We start from the raw sequence: 18,707 nt of genomic DNA, 5'->3' as shown, positions 1-18,707 counted from the left end.
CGACACGCCCTGACGCCACTTACCTCACTGCGACAAGACTTTGCCCAGCCGCCGCAACCCCTCGGCGATCGTCTCCGGCCCGTGCGCGGCGAACGAGAGCCGCAACGCCGCCCGATCCGGCTCCCCGACCTGGAACGCCGAGCCGGGCACGAAAGCGACGTCGTGACGCAACGCCTCAGGGAGCAACCGGTCCGTGTCCGCGCCGCCGGGAAGGGTGACCCAGACGAACATCCCGCCGTCCGGGTCGGTCCACGTCGTTCCGGGCGGGGTGATCGCGGGCAGTTCGGCCATCATCGCGTCACGGCGCACGCGGTAGGTCGCGCACAGCCGCCGCACGTGCGCGTCGAGATCCGCGGCGGCCAGATACTCGGCCGCGGCCGCCTGATCGACGGTCGAGGTGTGCAGATCGGTCGCCTGCTTGAGAATCGCGACTCGCCGCAGGAGCTCACTCGGCGCCCGGAACCAGCCCAGCCGCATCCCCGGGGAGATCACCTTCGAGAACGTGCCGAGATAGATCGTGCGCCCGGCGAGTTCCGGACGGGCCGACAGCGGTTCCTCGCGTTCGCCGCGATACCGGAGTTCGTGATACGGGTCGTCCTCGACGAGCCAGAACCCGTGCCGCGCGATCACTTCCGCGAGGGCGCGGCGTCGCTCCGGGCCGACCGTGCGCCCGGACGGATTCGAGAACGTCGGGACCAGATACAGCAGCGACGGTCGTTCCGTGGCCGCGATCTCGTCCAGCGCGACCGGGTCGATCCCTTCCTCGTCACCGGGAACGGGCACGATGCGCGCTTCGGCGAGCTGGAAGCATTGCAGTGCCGACAGGTACACCGGTTCTTCCACCAGCACGGTGGCGCCGGGGTCGAGCAACGCGGTGCTCAGCAGTTGCAGGCCCTGCTGTGAACCCGTGGTGATCAGGAGATCGTCCACAGTGGTCGGGAGCCCACGACCGGACAGCCGTTCCGCGAGCAGTTCACGCAGCCGCGGATTCCCTTCCGTTGGCGAATACTGCAAGGCGCGCTGTGCGGGCCCGTCCGCGAGCGCCCGGCCGAAGGCGGCGCGGAGGCCGTCCACATCGAACAGTTCCGGCGCGGGCACGCCGCCGGCGAACGAGATCACGCCCGGGCGGGCGGTGAGCGCGAGCAGGTCGCGCACGGGAGAACTGGTGACGCCGTCCATCCGACGGGCGAGGGGAAGAGACAAGGAAGCTCCTCGGGAGAAACGTGCGGCTCCGGTGCAGCAGCCGGGGATCTTCCCGTGCGAGCAAGCAACTACCGCCACGATAGCAGTTTCGCCTGTCCTAGGCTGTGCCTGTGCCACTCGTCGAAATCACCTACGCACCCCACCTTTCCGACGCCAAACTTCGCGAACTCGGCTCGGTCCTGCCGCATCTCGTGTCCCTCGCGGTGGAATGCCCCGAGGAGCCCTACGACGGCGACCTCCAGCCGGGCGACGTGGAACTGCGCTTCCGCACGCCTGGACCGTTCGACCGCTTCGGACTCGATCTCCTGGTCGAGGTCCGGTCGAAATGGTTCCCGAGCCGGGCCGACAACCGCCAGGAGCGAGTGGACCTGCTGCGCACGAGCATCGAGTCCGCGACCGGGATCGACGACGTCGGCGTGTATCTCTCACTCCCCGTCGCAGCGTGGTCGCAGTCGGACTAACGCTCCCCGAACACGTGCCGCCGGACGAACGGGCTCCGGAACTTGCCGTCCGGGTCCAGTTCGGTGGCCAGCGCCCGGAAATCCGCCAGTTTCGGGTAGTCCGCCGCCCGATGGAAGAGCTTCCCCCAATGCGGCCGGACCTCGAACGGCGCCAGCCGGTCCTCCATGACGGGCAACAGCGCCCGGACCGCGTCCTCGTCCGGCAGCCAGGTGAAATGCAGTGCCACCCGGTCGCCACCGTGGAACGGGCTGAGCCACAGATCGTCTCCCGCGACCGTGCGGATCTCCGAGGTGAGCAGGACGGGTGCCAGCCGGTCTCCGATGGCGCGCATCGCCTCCATCGCCGCGACGGCGTGCCGGACGGGCACGAAGTACTCGGTCTGGAGTTCGTTCCCGACGCTGGGTGTGAAGTCCAGGCGGAAATGCGGGATCCGTTCGTGCCATGGTCCCCCGATCCCGAGCTGCCGCGTGCAGTTGTCCGCCGGGATACCCGCCGCGTGGGCCGGATGCCGCGGCCCGTCCGCCGCCTTCGCGCCGAAGAAGTCCGCGCCCGGCCGCCCCGGTCCCTTGACCCAGACCTGGTCGACCTCGCCGCGAGCCCAGTTCGTGAACAGGCTGACGCTGTAACCCGCGTCCTGGATCTCGTCGAAGTGGTCGTACACCGACTCCCAGGGCAGGCCGTCGAAGACGTCCTGGCGGAGGTCGAAGGACGGCACCAGGTCGAGGGTCAGCCGCGTCACCACACCCAGCGCGCCGAGCCCGACCACGACTCCGTCGTGCCGGGAGTACGTCTTCACCTCGCCGTCGGCGGTGACGAGCTCCAAACCGGACACGGCCGACGCCAAGCTCTGGTTACGCCGCCCGGAGCCGTGGGTCGCCGTCGCGACGGTGCCCGCCACGGTGCAATGAGGCAGTGAAGCGAGGTTGGCCAGCGCGAAACCGGCCGCGTCCACCTGGACGGCGATGTCGCCGTAGCGTGCCGCCGCGGGCACCGTGACCGTCGCCGACTCCGGATCGAGGGCGACCTCCGGGTCGAGCGCGGACAAGTCGAGCAGGACACCACCCGGACAGTCCGCGATGTCGTTGAAACAGTGTCTGCTGCCGAGCGCCTTGACGGCGGTCGCCCGGGCGACCGCTTCTTGAACCTCGTCGAGGTCGCGCGGGCGGAGGAGCCGCTCCGCGGTGAAGGTCCGATTGCCCGCCCAGTTCGTCTCGCGCACCAGGCTCAGCTTAGATTGCCGAGGGTGGCTCCACACCGAGGAGGTTCGCGCTGACCGGCATTCCCGGCGAGATGGTGTCCATCGCGCTCCTGTTGATCGTCCTCGCCTTCGCGGTGATCCGGCCACGTGGCCTTCCGGAGGCGGTCGCCGCCGTCCCCGCCGCCGGGATCGTGCTGGCGTCCGGGGCGATTTCGTTCCCCGACGCCGTCGACGAGGTCACGAGGCTCGCCCCGGTCGTCGGCTTCCTCGCCGCGGTGCTCGTCCTCGCCAAACTGTGCGACGACGAAGGGCTGTTCCAGGCGGCGGGAACGCTCATGGCGCGGTTCAGCCGGGGAAAGCCGCGACGGCTGCTGCCCGCGGTGTTCGTGGTCGCGGCGGCGGTCACCGTGGTGCTCAGCCTGGACGCCACCGTGGTGCTGCTGACCCCGGTCGTGTTCGCCACCGCCGCGCGGATGGGCGCGCGGGCCAAACCACACGCCTACGCCTGCACACATCTGGCGAACTCGGCCTCGTTGCTGCTGCCGGTGTCCAATCTGACCAATCTGCTCGCCGTGGCCGCGACCGGGATCTCGTTCCTGCGGTTCACCGCGCTGATGACTTTGCCCTGGCTCGCGGCGGTGCTCACCGAATACCTGGTGTTCCGCCGGTTCTTCGCCGCCGATCTGGCGGCCCGGCCGCGTGGCGGGAAGGTGGTCGCGGCCGGGAAGGTCCCGGCGTTCGTCCTGGTCGTGCTCGGCCTGACGCTGGCAGGCTTCGTGGTGACGTCGCTGCTGGACGTCAGCCCCGCATGGGCCGCGTTCGCCGGTGCCGCCGTCCTGGCCTGCCGCGCCCTCGTGCGGCGGCGGACCTCCCCGGCCGCGATCGTCCGCGCGGCAAGCATCCCCTTCGTCGCTTTCGTGCTCGCGCTGGCGATCGTGGTCCGCGCCGTGGTCGACAATGGACTGGACGAGGCGCTCGGCCATCTGGTGCCGACGTCGACCTCGTTCCTCGCCCTGCTCGGCGCCGCCGCGGTGGCGGCCGTACTCGCCAACCTGATCAACAACCTGCCCGCGGTGCTCGTGTTACTGCCGCTGGCCACCGCGGGCGGGACACCGGTGGTGCTGGCCGTGCTGATCGGGGTCAACCTCGGCCCGAACCTCACCTACGTCGGCTCGCTGGCCACTTTGTTGTGGCGGCGGATCCTGCACCGGCACGACACCCGGGCCGATCTGGGCGAGTTCACCCGGCTCGGGCTGCTGACCGTTCCGCCGTCCATCGTGCTCGCCGTCGCCGGTCTGTGGCTCGGGCTAGCCCTGACTTCCACTCAGTGAGAACATGAACGGATGCCCGGCAATCTGTCCACGCCCGGCGCCGGTGTCGTCTCGCGGGCGTTCGCGCTGCTCGGCGCCTTCGACGTCGACCATCGCGAGCTGTCGCTGACCGAACTCGCGAGCCGCGCCGGCCTGCCACTGCCCACCGCGCACCGGCTCGCGCGCGATCTCGTGGGCTTGGGCGCCTTGGAGCGACGCGAAGACCGGTACGCCGTCGGCAGGCGGCTGTGGGACCTCGGGCTGCTCGCCCCCGTCCAGTTCGAACTGCGGCAGGTCGCCGCACCGTTCCTCCAGGATCTCTACGGCGCGACCGGCGCCACCGTGCACCTCGGCGAGCGGGACGGTGACCAGGTGCTCTACCTCGACCGGCTGTCCGGGAACGCGTCCGTACCGGTCGTCAGCCGGATCGGCGGACGGCTGCCACTGCACGCCACCGGGGTCGGGAAGGTCCTGTTGGCCTGGGCGCCGGAGGACGTCCAGCGCCGGGTGCTCGCCGCGCTCACCCGCGTCACGCCGTACACCGTCACCCAGCCCGGGCGCCTGCGCGAACAGTTGCGACGTGTCCGCCGGGAGGGCTACGCGCAGACCGTCGAGGAGATGAGCCGGGGCGCCTGCTCGGTCGCCGTCCCGATCCGGCCCGCCGGTGGCGACGTCGTCGCCGCGCTCGGCCTGGTCGTCCCGGATCTGAGCCGTGGCCGGGCCCGGCTGATCTCCGCGCTCCAGGTCGCGGCCGCCGGGATCGGCCGGAGTCTGCGGATTTCACTGAGTGGAAGCGAACGCTAGGACTTCGGCCGGCACCCGACCAGACTCCGGTCATGCGTACCCCAGTCGCCATCGTCGGCGCCGGCCCGGCCGGACTCCTCCTGTCGCATCTGCTCGATCTGGCGGGGGTCGAATCGGTGCTCGTGGAGACCCGCTCGCGCGAGTACGTCGAGGCGCGGATCCGGGCGGGCATCCTCGAACAGTCCACAGTGGATCTTCTCCGCGCGACCGGTCTCGGCGACCGGCTCGACCGGGAGGGCGACGAGCACCGCGGGATCTACCTGCAGTGGCCGGAGGAAAGGCACCATCTCGACTTCGTGGACCTGGTCGGGCGAAGCGTCACCGTCTACGGCCAGACCGAGGTGACGAAGGACCTCGGCAAGGCACGTGAGGCAGCTGGTCAGCAGATCCACTACGAGGTCACCGGCACCGCCGTGCACGACATCGAGACCGATCGGCCGTACGTCACTTTCACCGACGCGGACGGAGTACAGCAACGGCTGGACGCCGACGTAGTCGTAGGCTGCGACGGCTCCTTCGGGCCTTGCCGTACCGCGATCCCCGACGCCGCGAAGCAGACTTGGGAGCGCACCTATCCGTACTCGTGGCTCGGCGTCCTCGCCGACGTCGCCCCGTCGACCGACGAGCTCATCTACGCGTGGCATCCCGACGGTTTCGCCATGCACTCGATGCGCTCGGCCACCGTCAGCCGGCTGTATCTGCAGGTGCCCAACGGCACCGACATCGGCGCCTGGTCCGACGAGCGGATCTGGGCGGCGCTCGCGACCCGGCTCGGCCACGGCCAGCACGGCTGGACCCTCACGCCGGGACCGATCACCGACAAGAGTGTGCTGCCCATGCGCAGTTTCGTGCAGCAGCCGATGCGGCACGGCCGCCTCTTCCTCGCCGGCGACGCCGCCCATATCGTGCCGCCCACCGGCGCCAAGGGCCTCAACCTCGCCGTCGCCGACGTCGCCCTCCTCGCCCCCGCATTGGCCGCTTTGGTGCGGGACAAGGACTTCACGCTCGCCGACGCCTACTCCGACACCGCGCTGCGCCGGGTCTGGCGGTGTACGCATTTCTCGTGGTGGATGACGACGATGCTGCACCGCTCGGACGACCCGTTCGACCGGCAACTCCAGCTTTCCCAGCTGCACTGGCTGGCCCGGAGCGAGGCGGGCCGGGCCGGGCTCGCGGAGAACTACGCGGGACTGCCCATCGGGTTCTGACCACACGAGGCGTCGTCACCGCATAGGATCACCCGGCGTGGCCGGACGTCCCGATCTCCGGCGGAGAGCTGTGAAAGGCAGGCATGTCACCCTTAACGTTCGCGAGCATCGAGACCATCCCCCTGGTACTGCAACTCGCGGTGGGCCTGCTCGGCCTGATCGTCTCGGTCAAGGGACGCGCTCGGGGAATCTCCGGCCTGATGGTGGCCGCTTTCGCGATCATGCTCGCCACGACGGTGATGGGCATCGTGTGGCAGTTCTTGGCATTGAACGTGCCGGACTGGAGCGACTCCGGCGGTCTCTCCATCGACGCCATCCGTTGGATCTACCTGGCGGTCGCCATGGTGTTCGACACCGCCTCGCTGCTGTCCTGGCTGCTGGTCGCGATCGCGGTCGTCAAGAGCGGCCGTCCTTCTCGGCAGCAGCAGGGCTTCGCGCCGCCGGCCGGCTATCCGATGGCGCCCCAGCCGGGCTACCCGGCCGCGCAGCCGGGCTACGCCCCGCCCGCTCAGCAGCCCAATCCTCCGGCACAGCAGCCGCCGAGCTGACGCCTCGCCTCGTGAGCGGCGATCATCGAGTCCGCTCACGAGGTGACGTGAAGCCGCAGCAGGTCTTCGACTCCCTCAAGGAACGTTTCACAGATCGGCGCGGGATCGGTCAGGCAGCCGGTGGCCATCGCGCCGTCCCGCAGCAGGACGAAGCGCCGGGCGGCGACCCCGGCCCGGGCGCTTCCCAAGCCGGCCAGCACCTCGGTGATCACCCCCGCGAACCAGTGCCGGTGGGCGAGGACGGCCTTGTGCACGGGGTAGGCCGGGTCCGGGTACTCCGACGCGGCGTTGAGGAAGGCGCAACCGCGGAAACCGGGTGACCGGATGCCCTCCGCGATGTTCGCGGCGATCGCCCGCAGCGTGTCGGGCGCCGCCGCCCCCTTGGCGACGATGGCTTCGATCTGGCCACGGATCGCCTGGTCGGCTTCCTGCAGGTAGTAGACGATCAGATCGTCCTTGCCCGGGAAATGCCGGTAGAGGGTCGCTCGGGTCACCTTGGCCTCGGCCACGATCCGATCGATGCCCACGGAGTGAATGCCCTCCGTGTAGAAGAGCCTGGTCGCCGTGGTGAGCAGCCTTGTGCGCGCTTCGGACGCTTGACCTTTTGACATTACGGCCACCTTACGGGATAGAACGTTCGGTCTTGACGCTGCCGCCCGGCACTGCCAGTCTCGGGGTAGACCGAACGTTCTCCTCACCTATCGCAAGGAGCTCTTGTGAGCAGCCCTACCGCCAGCCTCGCGCCAGTCCTCCGGCGCTTGTACTTCGTTCGTTTCGGCTTCGCCCTCGTATGGGCGGGCCTGCTGTTCACGAGTGCGTCGAAGCTCGGGCCGGTCAGTGTCGCGCTGCTCGTGCTGTACCCGCTGTTCGACGTCGTCGCCGCCGTCATCGACCTTCGCTCGTCGCAGGACACGAAGCCCGCATCGGGCCTGTACGTGAACATCGCGATCAGCGCGATCGCCGGAATCGGCCTCGCGTTCGCCGCCGCGTCCGGTATCCCGGCGGTTCTGCGCGTGTGGGGCGTCTGGGCGGTCGTGTCGGGCCTCGTCCAGCTCGCCGTCGGCATCGGCCGCCGCAAACTGGGCGGCCAGTGGGCGATGATCGCCAGCGGGGCCATCTCGACCCTCGCCGGCGCCTCCTTCGTCCTGCAAGCCACGCAGCCGGACGCCTCACTCGTGAACCTGGCCGGATACGCCGCACTCGGCGGGGTGTTCTTCCTCGTCTCAGCGATCCGCCTCGGCCGCTGACGTCGCCTGGGCGAGGCTGAGGCGGCGCTCCCGATGCGCGGTCATGTACACCGGCGTGTTGACGACGCCGTAGCCGCGATAGCCGCCGATCCGTTGCACCACCTCGAAAAAGACCCGGGACCCGGCCAGCTCGGTGCAGAAGTGCAGGAATTCGCCGTGCTCGTCACGGTCGTACAGCACCGAGTTCTCCCGCAGCCGCGCGGCGAACGGCAGATCGAACCGCGCTTCGAGGTCGTCGTAGTAGTTCCCGGGAATCTCCAGTACCGGCGCACCACCCTCCCGCATGGCGCGTGCGACGGCGATCGCGTCGTCGCACGCGAAAGCGATGTGTTGCGGCGAAGGCACTCCCGGCGCCCACTCCCCTCGCCTCACCAGTGCGCTGTCCAGTGTCAAGCGGACGTCCTGATCACCGACCGCGCGGCTGCGCACCAGCCCGAACGGCGCCGCGAACTCGGACACCGGTTCCGGCCGCAGACCCAGCACCGAACGATAGAACAGCGTCGCCTCGTCGAAATGGTCGAAAGGCTGGGTCAAGGCGATGTGGTCGATGCCGGTGATCCCCGTCCCGGCCGGCGCCGTCCCGGTCGGAACGAAGTCCTTAAGCCATTCATCGTCGCCACAGAAGAAGATCTCGGTGCCGTCCGGCGCGGCGATGGCGGAAAGGTCCGCCTCGCCGGGGCCGTGCTCGCGGGGCAGCACGGGCGCGAGCAAGGTCTCCGCGCGCCGCGCCGATCCGGCCGGGTTCGCGCTGATCAGGCCGAGCGCGCCGATCGTGCCGTCCGCGGCGGCTTCGTTCACCAGCAACCGCGCCGATCCCTGTTGCCACAGCTGAACCGGTTTCGAGCGATGTGTCCCGACGTGTGCGAAACCGAGATCCGCGAGCACGGCCCCCGGAACGGCGAGCTCCGCGAAGGCGGGCCCGAGCAGCCGAGGAGCCTCGGGAACTTCAAGGGCGCCAACGGATTCGCGTAAGGCCACCAGCGATCGCATGGCGTCGACGGCCGCGGGCCGCGGATCCGCCTGCCGGAAGACGTCGTTGAAGACCTCCAACGAAAGCGGACCTCGATAGCCGGCCGCCAGCACGTGCCCGGTGAACGCGGTCAGGTCGAACGAGCCTTGTCCCGGGAAGAGCCGGTGGTGCCTGCTCCAGTGCAGCACGTCCATGTCCAGCAAGGGCGCGTCGGCCAGTTGCAGGAAGAAGATCTTCTCCCCCGGGATCGTCCGGATCGTGCGGGGATCGCCGCGCCGGGACAGGATGTGGAAGCTGTCGAGGCAGACGCCCAAGGCCGGGTGATCGGCCCGGCGCACGATACGCCACGCGTGCTCGTAGGTGTTCACGAACCGGCCCCACGCGAGCGCTTCGTAGGCGACACGGATCCCGCGCTCCCCCGCCAGTTCGGCCAGTTCACGTAGCTGCGCGGCGGCGAGATCGTCGTCGTCGACGGCGTCAGGCGAAACCGACGAACAGACCAGGACGGTGTCCGCCCCGAGTTCGGTCATGAGATCGAATTTCCGTCGCGCCCGGCGAAGGTTCGATCGGAGCAGTTCCGGCGGCACCGCCTCGAAATCGCGGAACGGCTGATAGAGGTCGATCGTGAGCCCGAGATCGGCGCAGAGCCGGCGGATCTCCGACGGCGACCTCCTCGACGCGATCAGGTCGTTCTCGAAGATCTCGACACCGTGGAAACCCGCCGCGGCGGCCGCGGCGAGTTTGTCCTCGAGCGTGCCGGAAAGGCAGACGGTCGCGATGGCGGTGTCACCGGACATGGACGGGCTTTCCTTCCAGCGCTTCGAAATGCCGGAGCATCCGGTCGGCGTCCGGCTCCGCGCCGGTGAAGAGGCGGAACGAGTCCGCCGCCTGGAAGACCACCATTCCGCCGCCGTGCAGCGTCCGGCAGCCCCGCTCGCGCGCCTGCTTGAGCAGCGTGGTCTCCAGCGGCCGGTACACGATGTCGGCCACCCACATCCCCGCCCGCAGCGACTCGGCGGGAACCGGCGACCCCGGGTACGCCGCCATCCCGGTCGGCGTGGCGTGGACGAGGCCGTCGGCACCCCGGACGTCGTCCAGGGAACCGGAAAAGGCCCGGTCGTCACCGAAACGCCTTCGCAGCGCGGAGACCAGGGTTCCGGCTCGCGCGGCGTCGACGTCGTGGACGATCAGCCGCCCGGTGCCCAGGGAGAGCAGGGCGTGGGCCACCGCCGCACCCGCCCCGCCCGCGCCCAGGAGGACGACGGTGTCCATGTCGGCGTCCGGCAGCCCTTGGGTGAGGTTGCGGGCGAAACCGGTCGCGTCCGTGTTGTGCCCGGTCGCGAGCGCTTCGCGGAACACCACCGTGTTCACCGCGCCGAGCGCCGCGGCGTCGGGTGCGACCTCGTCGAGATACGGCAACACCTGTTGCTTCACCGGATGAGTGATGTTGAGACCGTCGAAGCCCGCGGTCCGGGCGGCGGCCAGCACCTCACCGATCGGCAGCCTCAGCACATCGAGATCGAGGCGCCGGTAGAGATAGCGCAGCCCGAGTTCGTCGGCTTCCCGTTCGTGCAGCGCCGGGCTCAGCGACGGCCCGATGCCGGTGCCGACCAGGCCGATGAGGTAGCTGCTCACCAAGATCCTCCGTTAATGTACGAACTAGTGAGTTCACTGTAGCGCGGACCAGTCGACACGAGAAGGGCTGCGCTAGAGTGAGGCCTTCCACCAGCGGTTCGGAGGGAGTCAGGTGGCCGCACCGTCGTCCGAGGTCGAGCGCCAGCGCGACAAGGAACGCACCCGCGCCGAAATCCTCACGGTGGCCACCAGGGAGTTCGCCGACAAGGGGTACGCCGGCGCGAGGGTGGACGAGATCGCCGCTCGCACGAGCACCACGAAGCGGATGATCTACTACTACTTCGGCGGCAAGGAGCAGCTTTACGTCGCCGCGCTGGAGCGGGCGTACGCGACCATCCGCGCGCTGGAACAGGATCTGGACGTCGACCACCTCGAACCCGAGGAAGCGATCCGTCAGCTCGCCGAGCTCACCTTCGACCACCACGAGGCGAACCCGGACTTCATCCGGCTCGTGAGCATCGAGAACATCCATCACGGCGAGCACATCGCACGTTCGGAAGCCTTGTCCGGTATGGCCAACCCGGCCCTGGACGTGCTCTCCCGCATCCTCGACCGCGGCCGCGAAGCCGGCCGGTTCCGCGACGACGTCGACGCACTCGACGTGCACATGGTGATCAGCTCGTTCTGCGTGTTCCGCCTCGCGAACCGGCACACCTTCTCGGCGATCTTCGGCCGGGACATGCTCGACCCCGCGCGCCGCGACCACTATCGCCGGATGCTGGGCGACCTGGTCATCGAGTACCTGACCGCCTGAAATCCCGGCTCTTGACAACCGGGGCACCGTCTCGCACGCTGTATTAACTAACTAGATCGTACATTGCTGGATCGCATCTTGGAGCGTCGACGTGGCCTCTCCCTCCCCTGTCACGCAAGGCATGCCCCGCAAGGCCGCACTGGCCGCCTGGATCGGCAGCGCCTTGGAGTACTACGACTTCTTCATCTACGGAACCGCCGCCGCACTGGTGTTCAACAAGGTCTTCTTCCCCGCCTCCTCCCCCGCCACCGGCACCCTGCTCGCGCTGGCGACCTTCGGCGTCGGATATCTCGCCCGCCCGGTCGGCGCGTTCGTGCTCGGGCACGTCGGCGACCGGCTGGGCCGCAAGAAGGTTCTGGTGTTCACGCTCTTGCTGATGGGCGCCACGACATTCCTCGTCGGCTGTCTGCCGACATATGCCTCCGTCGGTGTGCTCGCGCCGGTCCTGCTGGTGGTCCTCCGCCTGCTACAAGGACTTTCGGCCGCCGGCGAGCAGGCGGGTGCCAACTCGATGTCGCTGGAACACGCGCCGTCCCACCGGCGCGGCCACTACACGAGCTTCACCCTCAGCGGCACCCAGGCCGGGCAGATCCTCGCCACCGCGGTCTTCCTGCCGATCGCCGCACTCCCCCAGGACCAGTTGCTCACCTGGGGCTGGCGGATCCCGTTCTGGTGCAGCGCCGCCGTCGTGGTCGCCGGCTTCGTGATCCGGCGCAAGATCGACGAAACCCCGGTGTTCGAGCAGAACCGGTCCGACGTCGCCAAACTGCCGGTCGCGGTGCTGTTCCGGACGCACTGGAAGGACGTGCTCCGCGTCGTCGTCGCGGCCACCATCGCCTCGGTCAGCACGATCTTCACCGTTTACGCGTTGAGCTACGCGGTCAACACGATCGGACTGGACCGCGGGCCGATCCTGTGGGTCGGCGTACTGGCCAACGTCGTCGCACTGCTCGCGATCCCCTTACTGGCAGGGCTTTCCGACCGGATCGGCCGCAAACCCGTGTTCATCGCGGGCTGTCTCGCCTGCGCGGTGCTGATCTTCCCGTACCTGTGGTCCATTTCGGACGGTTCGTATCCGCTGATCTTCGCCGTCGGCATCCTGCTGTTCGGCGTCGCCTACAGCGCCGTCAACGGGGTGTGGCCGTCGTTCTACGGCGAGATGTTCAGTGCCAAGGTCCGTCTTTCGGGGATGGCGATCGGTACCCAGATCGGGTTCGCCATCGCCGGATTCGCCCCGAGCGTGGTGGCCGCGATCGGCTCGGGGAAGGGCGACTGGCTCGGCGTCGCCGGCTTCACCGCCGCGGTGTGCCTGGTCAGCGCCGCGGCCGCGCTCACCGCACGCGAGACGCACGACGTGCCGACCGAGGACCTCGGCGCGGCCGGTCAGAACCCCGGCCAGCCTCGCCGCAAAAAGGCGAACGCGGCGTCCAGCGCGGCGGCGGGATCCGCCTCCACCCCGGCCAGGTCCGGGACCTCCAGGACGTAGCGCGCCAGCAGCCGCACGGAGAAATCGTCCTGCCCCGACGCTTCGGCGATCACCTTCGCGAGCGCGTCCTCGCACCCGGTCCACAGCGCCCTGGCGTAGGCGCGCAGCGCCGGGGTGGCGACCACCAGATCCGCGACCCGGCGCGCCAGTGGATCGGGATCCGGGTCGAACGGGCCGCGGGTCGCGAGGAAGTCCCGCAGCGCTTGCAGGATCGATGCGCCCTCGGCCCGGTCACGCACCGCGGCGGCCAATGCCGCTTCGCGTTCGTGGCCGTGGCCGAGGATCAGTGCCTCCTTGCCACCCGGGAAATGCGCGAACAGCGTGGACACCGCCGTGTCCGCGGCGTCGGCGATCTCCGCGACGGTGACGTTGTCGAAGCCCCGTTCCAGGAACAGGTCTCGCGCCGCCCCCGACAGGGCTTGGCGTGTCGCCGCCTTCTTGCGTTCACGCCTGCCCGGCTCGGTCGCTCCCATACGACCACGATACATCGAAGTCACTCCGAATTCGTAGCGAGTGTATCTTCGGAGTGACTTCGAATTCGAGGAGCGCGCCATGAGTCACTGGGACGTCCACCACCTGCCGCGTGCCGACGGCAAGACCTTCCTGGTCACCGGCGGCAACGCGGGGATCGGCTACTTCGTCGCCGAACAGCTCGCCGGAACCGGCGCCACCGTGCTCCTCGGCAGCCGGGACACCACCAAGGCGGAGGCGGCGATCGCTTCGATCCGTTCCCTGGTGCCGGACGGGAGGCTGGGGCACCTGCGGCTCGATCTTTCCGATCCCGCGTCCCTCAAGTCCTCAGTGGACACTCTGGAGATCGAGCGGCTCGACGCCGTCGTCTGCAACGCGGGCGTACTCCTGGAAGACCAGCCGAGGCGGGAGACCGCCGATGGCCTCGAACTGACCTTCGCCACCAACCATCTCGGGCATTTCGTGCTGGTACACCGGTTGATGCCCTTGCTCGAAGCGGCGGAAGCCGGCCGCGTCGTCACCACGGGCAGCTTCGTGGGCAAGTCCGCGGAACTCGATCTGGACGACCTCCAGAGCGAACGGGACTACCAGCCCAAACGCACTTATGCGCGCTCGAAGCTGGCGCAGATGCTGTTCGCCTTCGAACTCGACAGGCGGCTGCGCGCGGCCGGGAGCACGGTACTGAGCGTCGTCGACCATCCCGGTGGCGCGCTCGATTCCCTGACCCCGCCGAGGCCGGTGCACCCCGAGACGGCCGGGCGGAAGTTCCCTGCCGGGCTTCTGTTGCAGGGCAAGGAAGCCGGTGCCTGGCCCGCGGTGCGCGCCGTACTCGATCCTTCCGTGCGCGGCGGCGAGATGTTCGGCCCCCGCGTGTTCGGCCTGCGCGGTGAGCCGAGGCGGGAGCCGGTCCGCGGGAAGCTCGCCGACACCGCGCTCGCCGCCCGGTTGTGGGCGGCGAGCGCGGAACTCACACCGTGACGTCGGTCGAGTCCGGTGTGGACCGGCCACGGGATCGCAGGCCCAGCACCAGGTCGATCACCAGGAACGCGAGCAGGCTGATGCCGAGCAGCGGCACGAACCAGCCGATCGCGGCGGCCAGGACGAGGAGACCCACCAGCAGCCCGGGCGGCGCCTTGCGCCACTGACCGCGCGGGATGGGCCGTCCGAAGGTCAGCCCGGTGGCCCGGGTCGGCCTGCGCTGCCACCACATCCGGTAGCCGAGCACGACCAGCGTGACCAGACCGCCGCCGAGCAGGAGCAGCACGAGCTGGTTGGGCCAGCCGAACAGCACGCCCATATGCGCGTCGATCCCCCAGCGGGCGAGCTTCGCCATCAGCGGGTAGTCGGCGAATCGCACCTCGCCCAGGATCTGCCCGGTGGTCCCGTCGACCGCGACGGCGTCGACCTGCGTCGGCCAGCCGCGCTCGATTTCCGCCACCTGCCAAGGAGCGCCGGGTTTCGCGGGCAGCCCGATCTCCACCGACGCGGCGTCGATCCCGGCCGCACGGGCGGAGGCCAGCATCGCGTCCACGCTCTCGGGCTTCGCGGGCGCCGGTGCGGCGGGGGCTTCGCCGTGACCGGCGTGGCCGGCGTGTTCGTCGGCACCAGTGACCTTCAACGCCGGAGTGGCCCAGCCAAGGGACTCGCGCAGCGCCGAGACGTTCTCGCCCGCGTAGGCCGACCACGTCAGCCCTGTCGCGGACAGGAACAACGCGCCGAGCAGCACCCACAGACCGACGGATCCGTGACGGCGTACCGACTTCCCGCGCGCGGACTCGGCTTTCTCGGCCCGGCGGGCACGACGGCGGCTCACCCACAGCACGAGGCCGCCGAGCGCGACCGCCCACAGCCAGGACGCGGCGAGTTCGCTGTAGAGCCGCCCGGGCTCACCGAGCAGCAGGTTGCGGTGCAACTGGTCGAGTGTGGTCCGGAACGGCAAGGCGCCGCTTGAGCCGTACGCGACGAGGTCACCGCGCACCTGTGCGGTGGCGGGATCGACGAACACCGCGCGCCGTTCGGACTCGCCGAGACCTTCCTCGGCGAACAGCACGCGGGTGGTGTCACCCGGCTCGGGAGCGGGCCGGACGGCGACGAGGTCGCCGCCGGGGTGGGCGGCTTGAGCCGCCTTGACCTGATCGGCGAGTGAAACCTGGCTCAGTCCGACGGGGGCGCGGAGCTGATCGGAGTAGATCCAGGACTCCATCTGCGGCGTCGCCGCGTAGAGAACGCCGCTCAGCGCGGCGATGAGGATGAACGGTCCGACGAGAACGCCGGCGTAGAAGTGGAAACGGAGGATCAAGCCGCGCCAGCCGGTCGCGCGCGGCGGGCTCGTGGTCGATTCGATTCGCGTTGCCATGGAGGAACTCCTGAGGCGTCGGTGGGGAGGCGTGCGCCTGCGCCGCGCGCCGGGATGGTCACGGCACGCGCGCTGAGCCCTGCCGCGACACGGGTCTCGGCAGGGTTTCGGGGATCAGGCGGACGTCACCGGCGGGCCGCGCCGGGAAAGCACGTCTCGCAGGAGTGCCTCGGTCGCGGGGAACTCCACCGCGAGCGGGACGTGGATCCGCAGCGGCGCCGTCGCCGGCCGCGGTGTCAAGCGTCGGGGAAGAACCGAAGCGATGAGGTTCGTGAGCGCGTACATGACGTGCTCGGCACCCGCGAGCACCATCGCCACCACGAGGGTCGCGGCGGCGTGCCCGGCCGCCATGGACAGGCCGTTGCCCGGGGATTCGGTGTGCTGGGCATGTGACTGCCAGGTCAGGAAGCTCAGGCAGGCGTGCATCGCCAGCTGCCCGCCCGCCACCAGACCGAGGATGGTGAGCGGGCCACGGCGGCGTCCCGCGAACGCGTACGCCACCCAGCTCAGCAGGGCGACGAGCAGCACGACGACGCCGAGGTCGGGTATGCGACCGCTGGTCCCGACGTGGGCACCGGTCGCCAAAGTGCCGGTCAGGACCCCCACGGCCCCGCCGCGGAGGCGCCTGGCCGGGCCTCGGGTCGGGGTCGGCGTGCGCACGGGAGGCAGAGTAGAGCGCGAACGGGCCCGTTGTCTCTCCTTGCTATCGTCACCCCGGTGTTCCGCAGCCTGTCGTTCCTCCGGCTCTGGACCGGGAACACCGCCTCCGGGCTGGCGACCTGGGCCCTGCCGTTCATCCTCGGGCTGGCGGTGCTGGAACGGTCGCTTTCGGCTGTGGACCTCGGCATCGTGCTCGCCGCGCGGACGGCGGGATTCCTCGTGGCCGTCCCGGTGGCGGGCGTACTGGCCGACCGGCACTCCCGCCGCGGGGTCGTGCTCTGGGCCGGTCTCATCGCCGGTCTCGCCACTCCGCTGATCGCCACCGGGATGGGCCGATCGGTCCTGCTGATGGCCACCGCGGCCGCCGTCGTCGGCGTCGGGCAGGGCGCGTGCCGTCCGGCGTTCCAAGCGCTGACGGCCGAGGTGATCGCCGAAGACCGGCGCCAGCAGGCCAACGCCGCGATGACCCTCGCCGTCCGGGTCACGACCTTGGTCGCGCCGGGGCTCACCGCTCTGCTCTCCCAGTTCGCCTCGACATCGGCCCTGGTGATCGGGACCGGCGTGCTGTGGCTGGGCGCGGCGCTGATCCCGCCGCGAGGCACTTTCACGCCCGCCCCGGCCGCCACCGGGACCCGCTTCTTCGGCGAGTTCGCCGACGGTCTCCGTGAAGCTCGCCGCCACCCGTGGTTCCTGGCGGGGCTCGGCGCGCTGACCGCCGTCGTCGCGACCGGCTATTCCGCCACCGGTGTGGTGCTGCCGCTGGTCAGCCGCGACCGCTACGACAGCGAAACGGTACTGGCCGCCGGGCTCACCGCGTACACACTCGGCGCGCTCGCGGGCGCCGTCGTCATCGCGCGCTGGCGCCCGAAGCGGCAAGGCTGGACGGCGCTGGCCGGGCTCGGCTGCTATGGCTTCGCGCCACTGAGCCTGCTGTTCCCGGTGCACCCGGTCTTCGTCATCGCCGCCTACGCCGTCGCCGGGCTGGGCATCGAACTGTTCAACGTCCCCTGGTTCACCGCGACCCAGCGGGAGGTCGAACCGGGGAAGCTCGCGCGGGTGTCCTCTTTGGACTTCCTGTTCTCCTACGGCCTCGCGCCCGCCGGGCTCGCGCTCATCGCACCCGCGATCGACCGGTTCGGGGCGGCGCCGGTGCTGGCGGCCTGTGCGGTCGTCTGCTTCGCCGCTCCGGCGGCCGCCGCTCTCGTGCCTTCCTCGCGTGGCTTTCGGGCGACCGCACCGATCAAGAGTGTCTAGTTTTTGCGCTCGCTTGCGGTAATGTTTCAGCCATGACGCGTCGTCTTGCCGAAGTCGCCCGCAAGGTCGGGGTCAGTGAAGCCACGGTCAGCCGAGTGCTCAACGGCCGGTCCGGGGTCTCCGCGAACACCCGGGCCGCCGTCCTCACCGCGCTGGACGTGATGGGCTACGAACGGCCGACCCAGCTGCGCGGGGATCGCGCCCGCCTGGTCGGACTGGTCCTTCCCGAACTGCAGAACCCCATCTTCCCCGCGCTGGCCGAGATCATGGGCAACGCGCTGGCCCAGCAGGGTTTCACCCCGGTGCTGTGCACCCGCACGGCGGGCGGCGTCTCCGAGGCGGAGTACGTCGAACTGCTCCTGCAGCAGCAGGTCTCCGGTGTCGTGTTCGCCGGCGGGCTCTACGCCCAGGCCGACGCGGTGCACTCCCACTACCACCATCTCGCCGAACGCCGCCTGCCGACGGTGCTGATCAACGCCGCCGTCGACCACCTCGGGCTGCCGCAGATCTCGTGCGACGACGCGGTCGCCGTCGAACAGGTCGTCGGGCATCTGAGCTCACTCGGCCACGAGAAGATCGGCCTCGTCCTCGGTCCGAACGACCACGTGCCGTCCCAGCGCAAACTTGAGGCCTTCCGCGCCTACGCGGGGAAACTCGGGCTCCCGGTCCTGGACGAACTCGTCGAACACGGCATGTTCTCCATCGAAGGCGGGCACGCGGCCGCGGCCCGGCTGTACCCGCGCGGCGCGACCGCCGTCCTGTGCGCGAGCGACCTCCTCGCACTGGGCGCGATCCGCGCGGCCCGGCGGCAAGGACTGTCCGTCCCCGAAGACATCTCGGTGGTCGGCTACGACGATTCCGCCCTGATGAACTGCACCGATCCGCCGCTCACCACGACCCGTCAGCCGATCGAGGCGATGGGGCGTGCCGTGGTGGAACTACTGGTCAAGCGCATAAACGGCGGAGAAGTGGCGGCCGAGGAGCTGCTGTTCGCGCCCGAACTCGTCGTCCGGGGCTCCACCGCGCGCCGCGTTTAGCCGACTAATTGCGGGGCGTCGCGCCCCAAGTACATGAAGGCCCCCTTCCTTGCGCCTAGCGCAGTGAAGGGGGCCTTCATGTACTTGAAGCACCCCGCGACCGC

Annotated in this window: 19 protein-coding genes; 11 read left to right on the top strand and 8 right to left on the bottom strand. The window is 69.8% G+C overall.

Annotated elements, in window-relative coordinates:
- Positions 1–24 precede the first annotated feature (24 nt).
- Positions 25–1,179 carry a PLP-dependent aminotransferase family protein gene (locus ACIBTM_RS19370; RefSeq protein WP_395878896.1) on the bottom strand — a complete coding sequence of 385 codons (1,155 nt, stop codon included), beginning with the start codon at positions 1,177–1,179 and terminating at the stop codon, positions 25–27.
- A 134-nt stretch (positions 1,180–1,313) separates the two neighbouring features.
- Here ACIBTM_RS19370 and ACIBTM_RS19365 point away from each other — a divergent pair, with 134 nt between their 5' ends.
- Positions 1,314–1,664, top strand: a complete 351-nt coding sequence (locus tag ACIBTM_RS19365; RefSeq protein WP_395878416.1) for a hypothetical protein — start codon at positions 1,314–1,316, stop codon at positions 1,662–1,664.
- Here the strand turns inward: ACIBTM_RS19365 and ACIBTM_RS19360 are convergent.
- Positions 1,661–2,884: an FAD-binding protein gene (locus ACIBTM_RS19360; RefSeq protein ID WP_395878414.1), complete on the bottom strand. Its 1,224-nt coding sequence runs from the start codon at positions 2,882–2,884 to the stop codon at positions 1,661–1,663. The genes ACIBTM_RS19365 and ACIBTM_RS19360 overlap by 4 nt on opposite strands.
- Before the next feature lie 71 nt (positions 2,885–2,955).
- On the opposite strand from ACIBTM_RS19360, the gene ACIBTM_RS19355 reads away from it, so the two are divergent.
- The 4 genes from ACIBTM_RS19355 (at position 2,956) to ACIBTM_RS19340 (ending at position 6,733) form a co-directional block, all read left to right on the top strand.
- Positions 2,956–4,194 (top strand): ArsB/NhaD family transporter, encoded by a 1,239-nt coding sequence (locus ACIBTM_RS19355; RefSeq protein WP_395878412.1) that lies wholly within the window; start codon positions 2,956–2,958, stop codon positions 4,192–4,194.
- Between the two features lie 12 nt (positions 4,195–4,206).
- Complete coding sequence (locus ACIBTM_RS19350; RefSeq protein ID WP_395878410.1) at positions 4,207–4,977, top strand: IclR family transcriptional regulator; 771 nt, start codon at positions 4,207–4,209, stop codon at positions 4,975–4,977.
- Between the two features lie 32 nt (positions 4,978–5,009).
- Positions 5,010–6,185, top strand: coding sequence for a 4-hydroxybenzoate 3-monooxygenase (locus ACIBTM_RS19345; protein ID WP_395878408.1), 1,176 nt, complete (start codon positions 5,010–5,012; stop codon positions 6,183–6,185).
- Between the two features lie 83 nt (positions 6,186–6,268).
- Entirely contained in the window at positions 6,269–6,733 is a 465-nt protein-coding gene (locus tag ACIBTM_RS19340; protein ID WP_395878406.1) for a hypothetical protein, read from the top strand.
- A 35-nt stretch (positions 6,734–6,768) separates the two neighbouring features.
- On the opposite strand, the gene ACIBTM_RS19335 is transcribed toward ACIBTM_RS19340, so the two are convergent.
- Positions 6,769–7,344 (bottom strand): TetR/AcrR family transcriptional regulator, encoded by a 576-nt coding sequence (locus tag ACIBTM_RS19335; RefSeq protein ID WP_395878404.1) that lies wholly within the window; start codon positions 7,342–7,344, stop codon positions 6,769–6,771.
- Between the two features lie 105 nt (positions 7,345–7,449).
- Here ACIBTM_RS19335 and ACIBTM_RS19330 point away from each other — a divergent pair, with 105 nt between their 5' ends.
- The gene (locus tag ACIBTM_RS19330; protein WP_395878402.1) at positions 7,450–7,980 is read left to right on the top strand and encodes a hypothetical protein; all 531 of its coding nucleotides are present in this window, start codon (positions 7,450–7,452) and stop codon (positions 7,978–7,980) included.
- Here the strand turns inward: ACIBTM_RS19330 and ACIBTM_RS19325 are convergent.
- Entirely contained in the window at positions 7,957–9,747 is a 1,791-nt protein-coding gene (locus tag ACIBTM_RS19325) for a bifunctional sugar phosphate isomerase/epimerase/4-hydroxyphenylpyruvate dioxygenase family protein (RefSeq protein ID WP_395878401.1), read from the bottom strand. The genes ACIBTM_RS19330 and ACIBTM_RS19325 overlap by 24 nt on opposite strands.
- Positions 9,737–10,585, bottom strand: a complete 849-nt coding sequence (locus tag ACIBTM_RS19320; RefSeq protein ID WP_395878399.1) for a shikimate dehydrogenase — start codon at positions 10,583–10,585, stop codon at positions 9,737–9,739. The genes ACIBTM_RS19325 and ACIBTM_RS19320 overlap by 11 nt, the downstream gene beginning before the upstream one ends.
- Positions 10,586–10,697: 112 nt before the next feature.
- Here ACIBTM_RS19320 and ACIBTM_RS19315 point away from each other — a divergent pair, with 112 nt between their 5' ends.
- Together ACIBTM_RS19315 and ACIBTM_RS19310 are read left to right on the top strand one after the other, a co-directional pair.
- Positions 10,698–11,339, top strand: a complete 642-nt coding sequence (locus ACIBTM_RS19315; RefSeq protein WP_395878398.1) for a TetR/AcrR family transcriptional regulator — start codon at positions 10,698–10,700, stop codon at positions 11,337–11,339.
- A 121-nt stretch (positions 11,340–11,460) separates the two neighbouring features.
- Positions 11,461–12,825, top strand: coding sequence for an MFS transporter (locus tag ACIBTM_RS19310; RefSeq protein ID WP_395878895.1), 1,365 nt, complete (start codon positions 11,461–11,463; stop codon positions 12,823–12,825).
- Here the strand turns inward: ACIBTM_RS19310 and ACIBTM_RS19305 are convergent.
- Positions 12,723–13,298 (bottom strand): TetR/AcrR family transcriptional regulator, encoded by a 576-nt coding sequence (locus tag ACIBTM_RS19305; RefSeq protein WP_395878396.1) that lies wholly within the window; start codon positions 13,296–13,298, stop codon positions 12,723–12,725. The genes ACIBTM_RS19310 and ACIBTM_RS19305 overlap by 103 nt on opposite strands.
- 79 nt (positions 13,299–13,377) lie before the next feature.
- On the opposite strand from ACIBTM_RS19305, the gene ACIBTM_RS19300 reads away from it, so the two are divergent.
- The gene (locus ACIBTM_RS19300; RefSeq protein ID WP_395878394.1) at positions 13,378–14,274 is read left to right on the top strand and encodes an SDR family NAD(P)-dependent oxidoreductase; all 897 of its coding nucleotides are present in this window, start codon (positions 13,378–13,380) and stop codon (positions 14,272–14,274) included.
- Here the strand turns inward: ACIBTM_RS19300 and ACIBTM_RS19295 are convergent.
- Both ACIBTM_RS19295 and ACIBTM_RS19290 read right to left on the bottom strand, forming a co-directional pair.
- A complete protein-coding gene (locus ACIBTM_RS19295) occupies positions 14,264–15,652 on the bottom strand; it encodes a PepSY-associated TM helix domain-containing protein (protein ID WP_395878392.1) in 1,389 nt (462 codons plus the stop codon). The genes ACIBTM_RS19300 and ACIBTM_RS19295 overlap by 11 nt on opposite strands.
- Before the next feature lie 114 nt (positions 15,653–15,766).
- Positions 15,767–16,312, bottom strand: coding sequence for a hypothetical protein (locus ACIBTM_RS19290; protein ID WP_395878390.1), 546 nt, complete (start codon positions 16,310–16,312; stop codon positions 15,767–15,769).
- A 57-nt stretch (positions 16,313–16,369) separates the two neighbouring features.
- Here ACIBTM_RS19290 and ACIBTM_RS19285 point away from each other — a divergent pair, with 57 nt between their 5' ends.
- Together ACIBTM_RS19285 and ACIBTM_RS19280 are read left to right on the top strand one after the other, a co-directional pair.
- Positions 16,370–17,566, top strand: a complete 1,197-nt coding sequence (locus ACIBTM_RS19285; RefSeq protein WP_395878388.1) for an MFS transporter — start codon at positions 16,370–16,372, stop codon at positions 17,564–17,566.
- Positions 17,567–17,598: 32 nt separating this feature from the next.
- Positions 17,599–18,603 (top strand): LacI family DNA-binding transcriptional regulator, encoded by a 1,005-nt coding sequence (locus tag ACIBTM_RS19280; protein ID WP_395878386.1) that lies wholly within the window; start codon positions 17,599–17,601, stop codon positions 18,601–18,603.
- The last annotated feature ends 104 nt before the right edge of the window (positions 18,604–18,707 follow it).

Origin of the sequence: Amycolatopsis sp. NPDC049868 (assembly GCF_044461365.1) — a bacterium.
In the GTDB taxonomy this organism is placed as follows: Bacteria; Actinomycetota; Actinomycetes; order Mycobacteriales; family Pseudonocardiaceae; genus Amycolatopsis.
This window is presented reverse-complemented; position numbering and strand designations above follow the sequence as displayed.

Bases quoted from the DNA above. Each gene is read 5' to 3' on its own strand.
- ACIBTM_RS19370 (WP_395878896.1), bottom strand. From the start codon at position 1,179: ATGGACGGCGTCACCAGTTCTCCCGTGCGCGACCTGCTCGCGCTCACC.
- ACIBTM_RS19355 (WP_395878412.1), top strand. From the start codon at position 2,956: ATGGTGTCCATCGCGCTCCTGTTGATCGTCCTCGCCTTCGCGGTGATC.
- ACIBTM_RS19350 (WP_395878410.1), top strand. From the start codon at position 4,207: ATGCCCGGCAATCTGTCCACGCCCGGCGCCGGTGTCGTCTCGCGGGCG.
- ACIBTM_RS19345 (WP_395878408.1), top strand. From the start codon at position 5,010: ATGCGTACCCCAGTCGCCATCGTCGGCGCCGGCCCGGCCGGACTCCTC.
- ACIBTM_RS19340 (WP_395878406.1), top strand. From the start codon at position 6,269: ATGTCACCCTTAACGTTCGCGAGCATCGAGACCATCCCCCTGGTACTG.
- ACIBTM_RS19335 (WP_395878404.1), bottom strand. From the start codon at position 7,344: ATGTCAAAAGGTCAAGCGTCCGAAGCGCGCACAAGGCTGCTCACCACG.
- ACIBTM_RS19325 (WP_395878401.1), bottom strand. From the start codon at position 9,747: ATGTCCGGTGACACCGCCATCGCGACCGTCTGCCTTTCCGGCACGCTC.
- ACIBTM_RS19310 (WP_395878895.1), top strand. From the start codon at position 11,461: ATGCCCCGCAAGGCCGCACTGGCCGCCTGGATCGGCAGCGCCTTGGAG.
- ACIBTM_RS19305 (WP_395878396.1), bottom strand. From the start codon at position 13,298: ATGGGAGCGACCGAGCCGGGCAGGCGTGAACGCAAGAAGGCGGCGACA.
- ACIBTM_RS19300 (WP_395878394.1), top strand. From the start codon at position 13,378: ATGAGTCACTGGGACGTCCACCACCTGCCGCGTGCCGACGGCAAGACC.
- ACIBTM_RS19295 (WP_395878392.1), bottom strand. From the start codon at position 15,652: ATGGCAACGCGAATCGAATCGACCACGAGCCCGCCGCGCGCGACCGGC.
- ACIBTM_RS19280 (WP_395878386.1), top strand. From the start codon at position 17,599: ATGACGCGTCGTCTTGCCGAAGTCGCCCGCAAGGTCGGGGTCAGTGAA.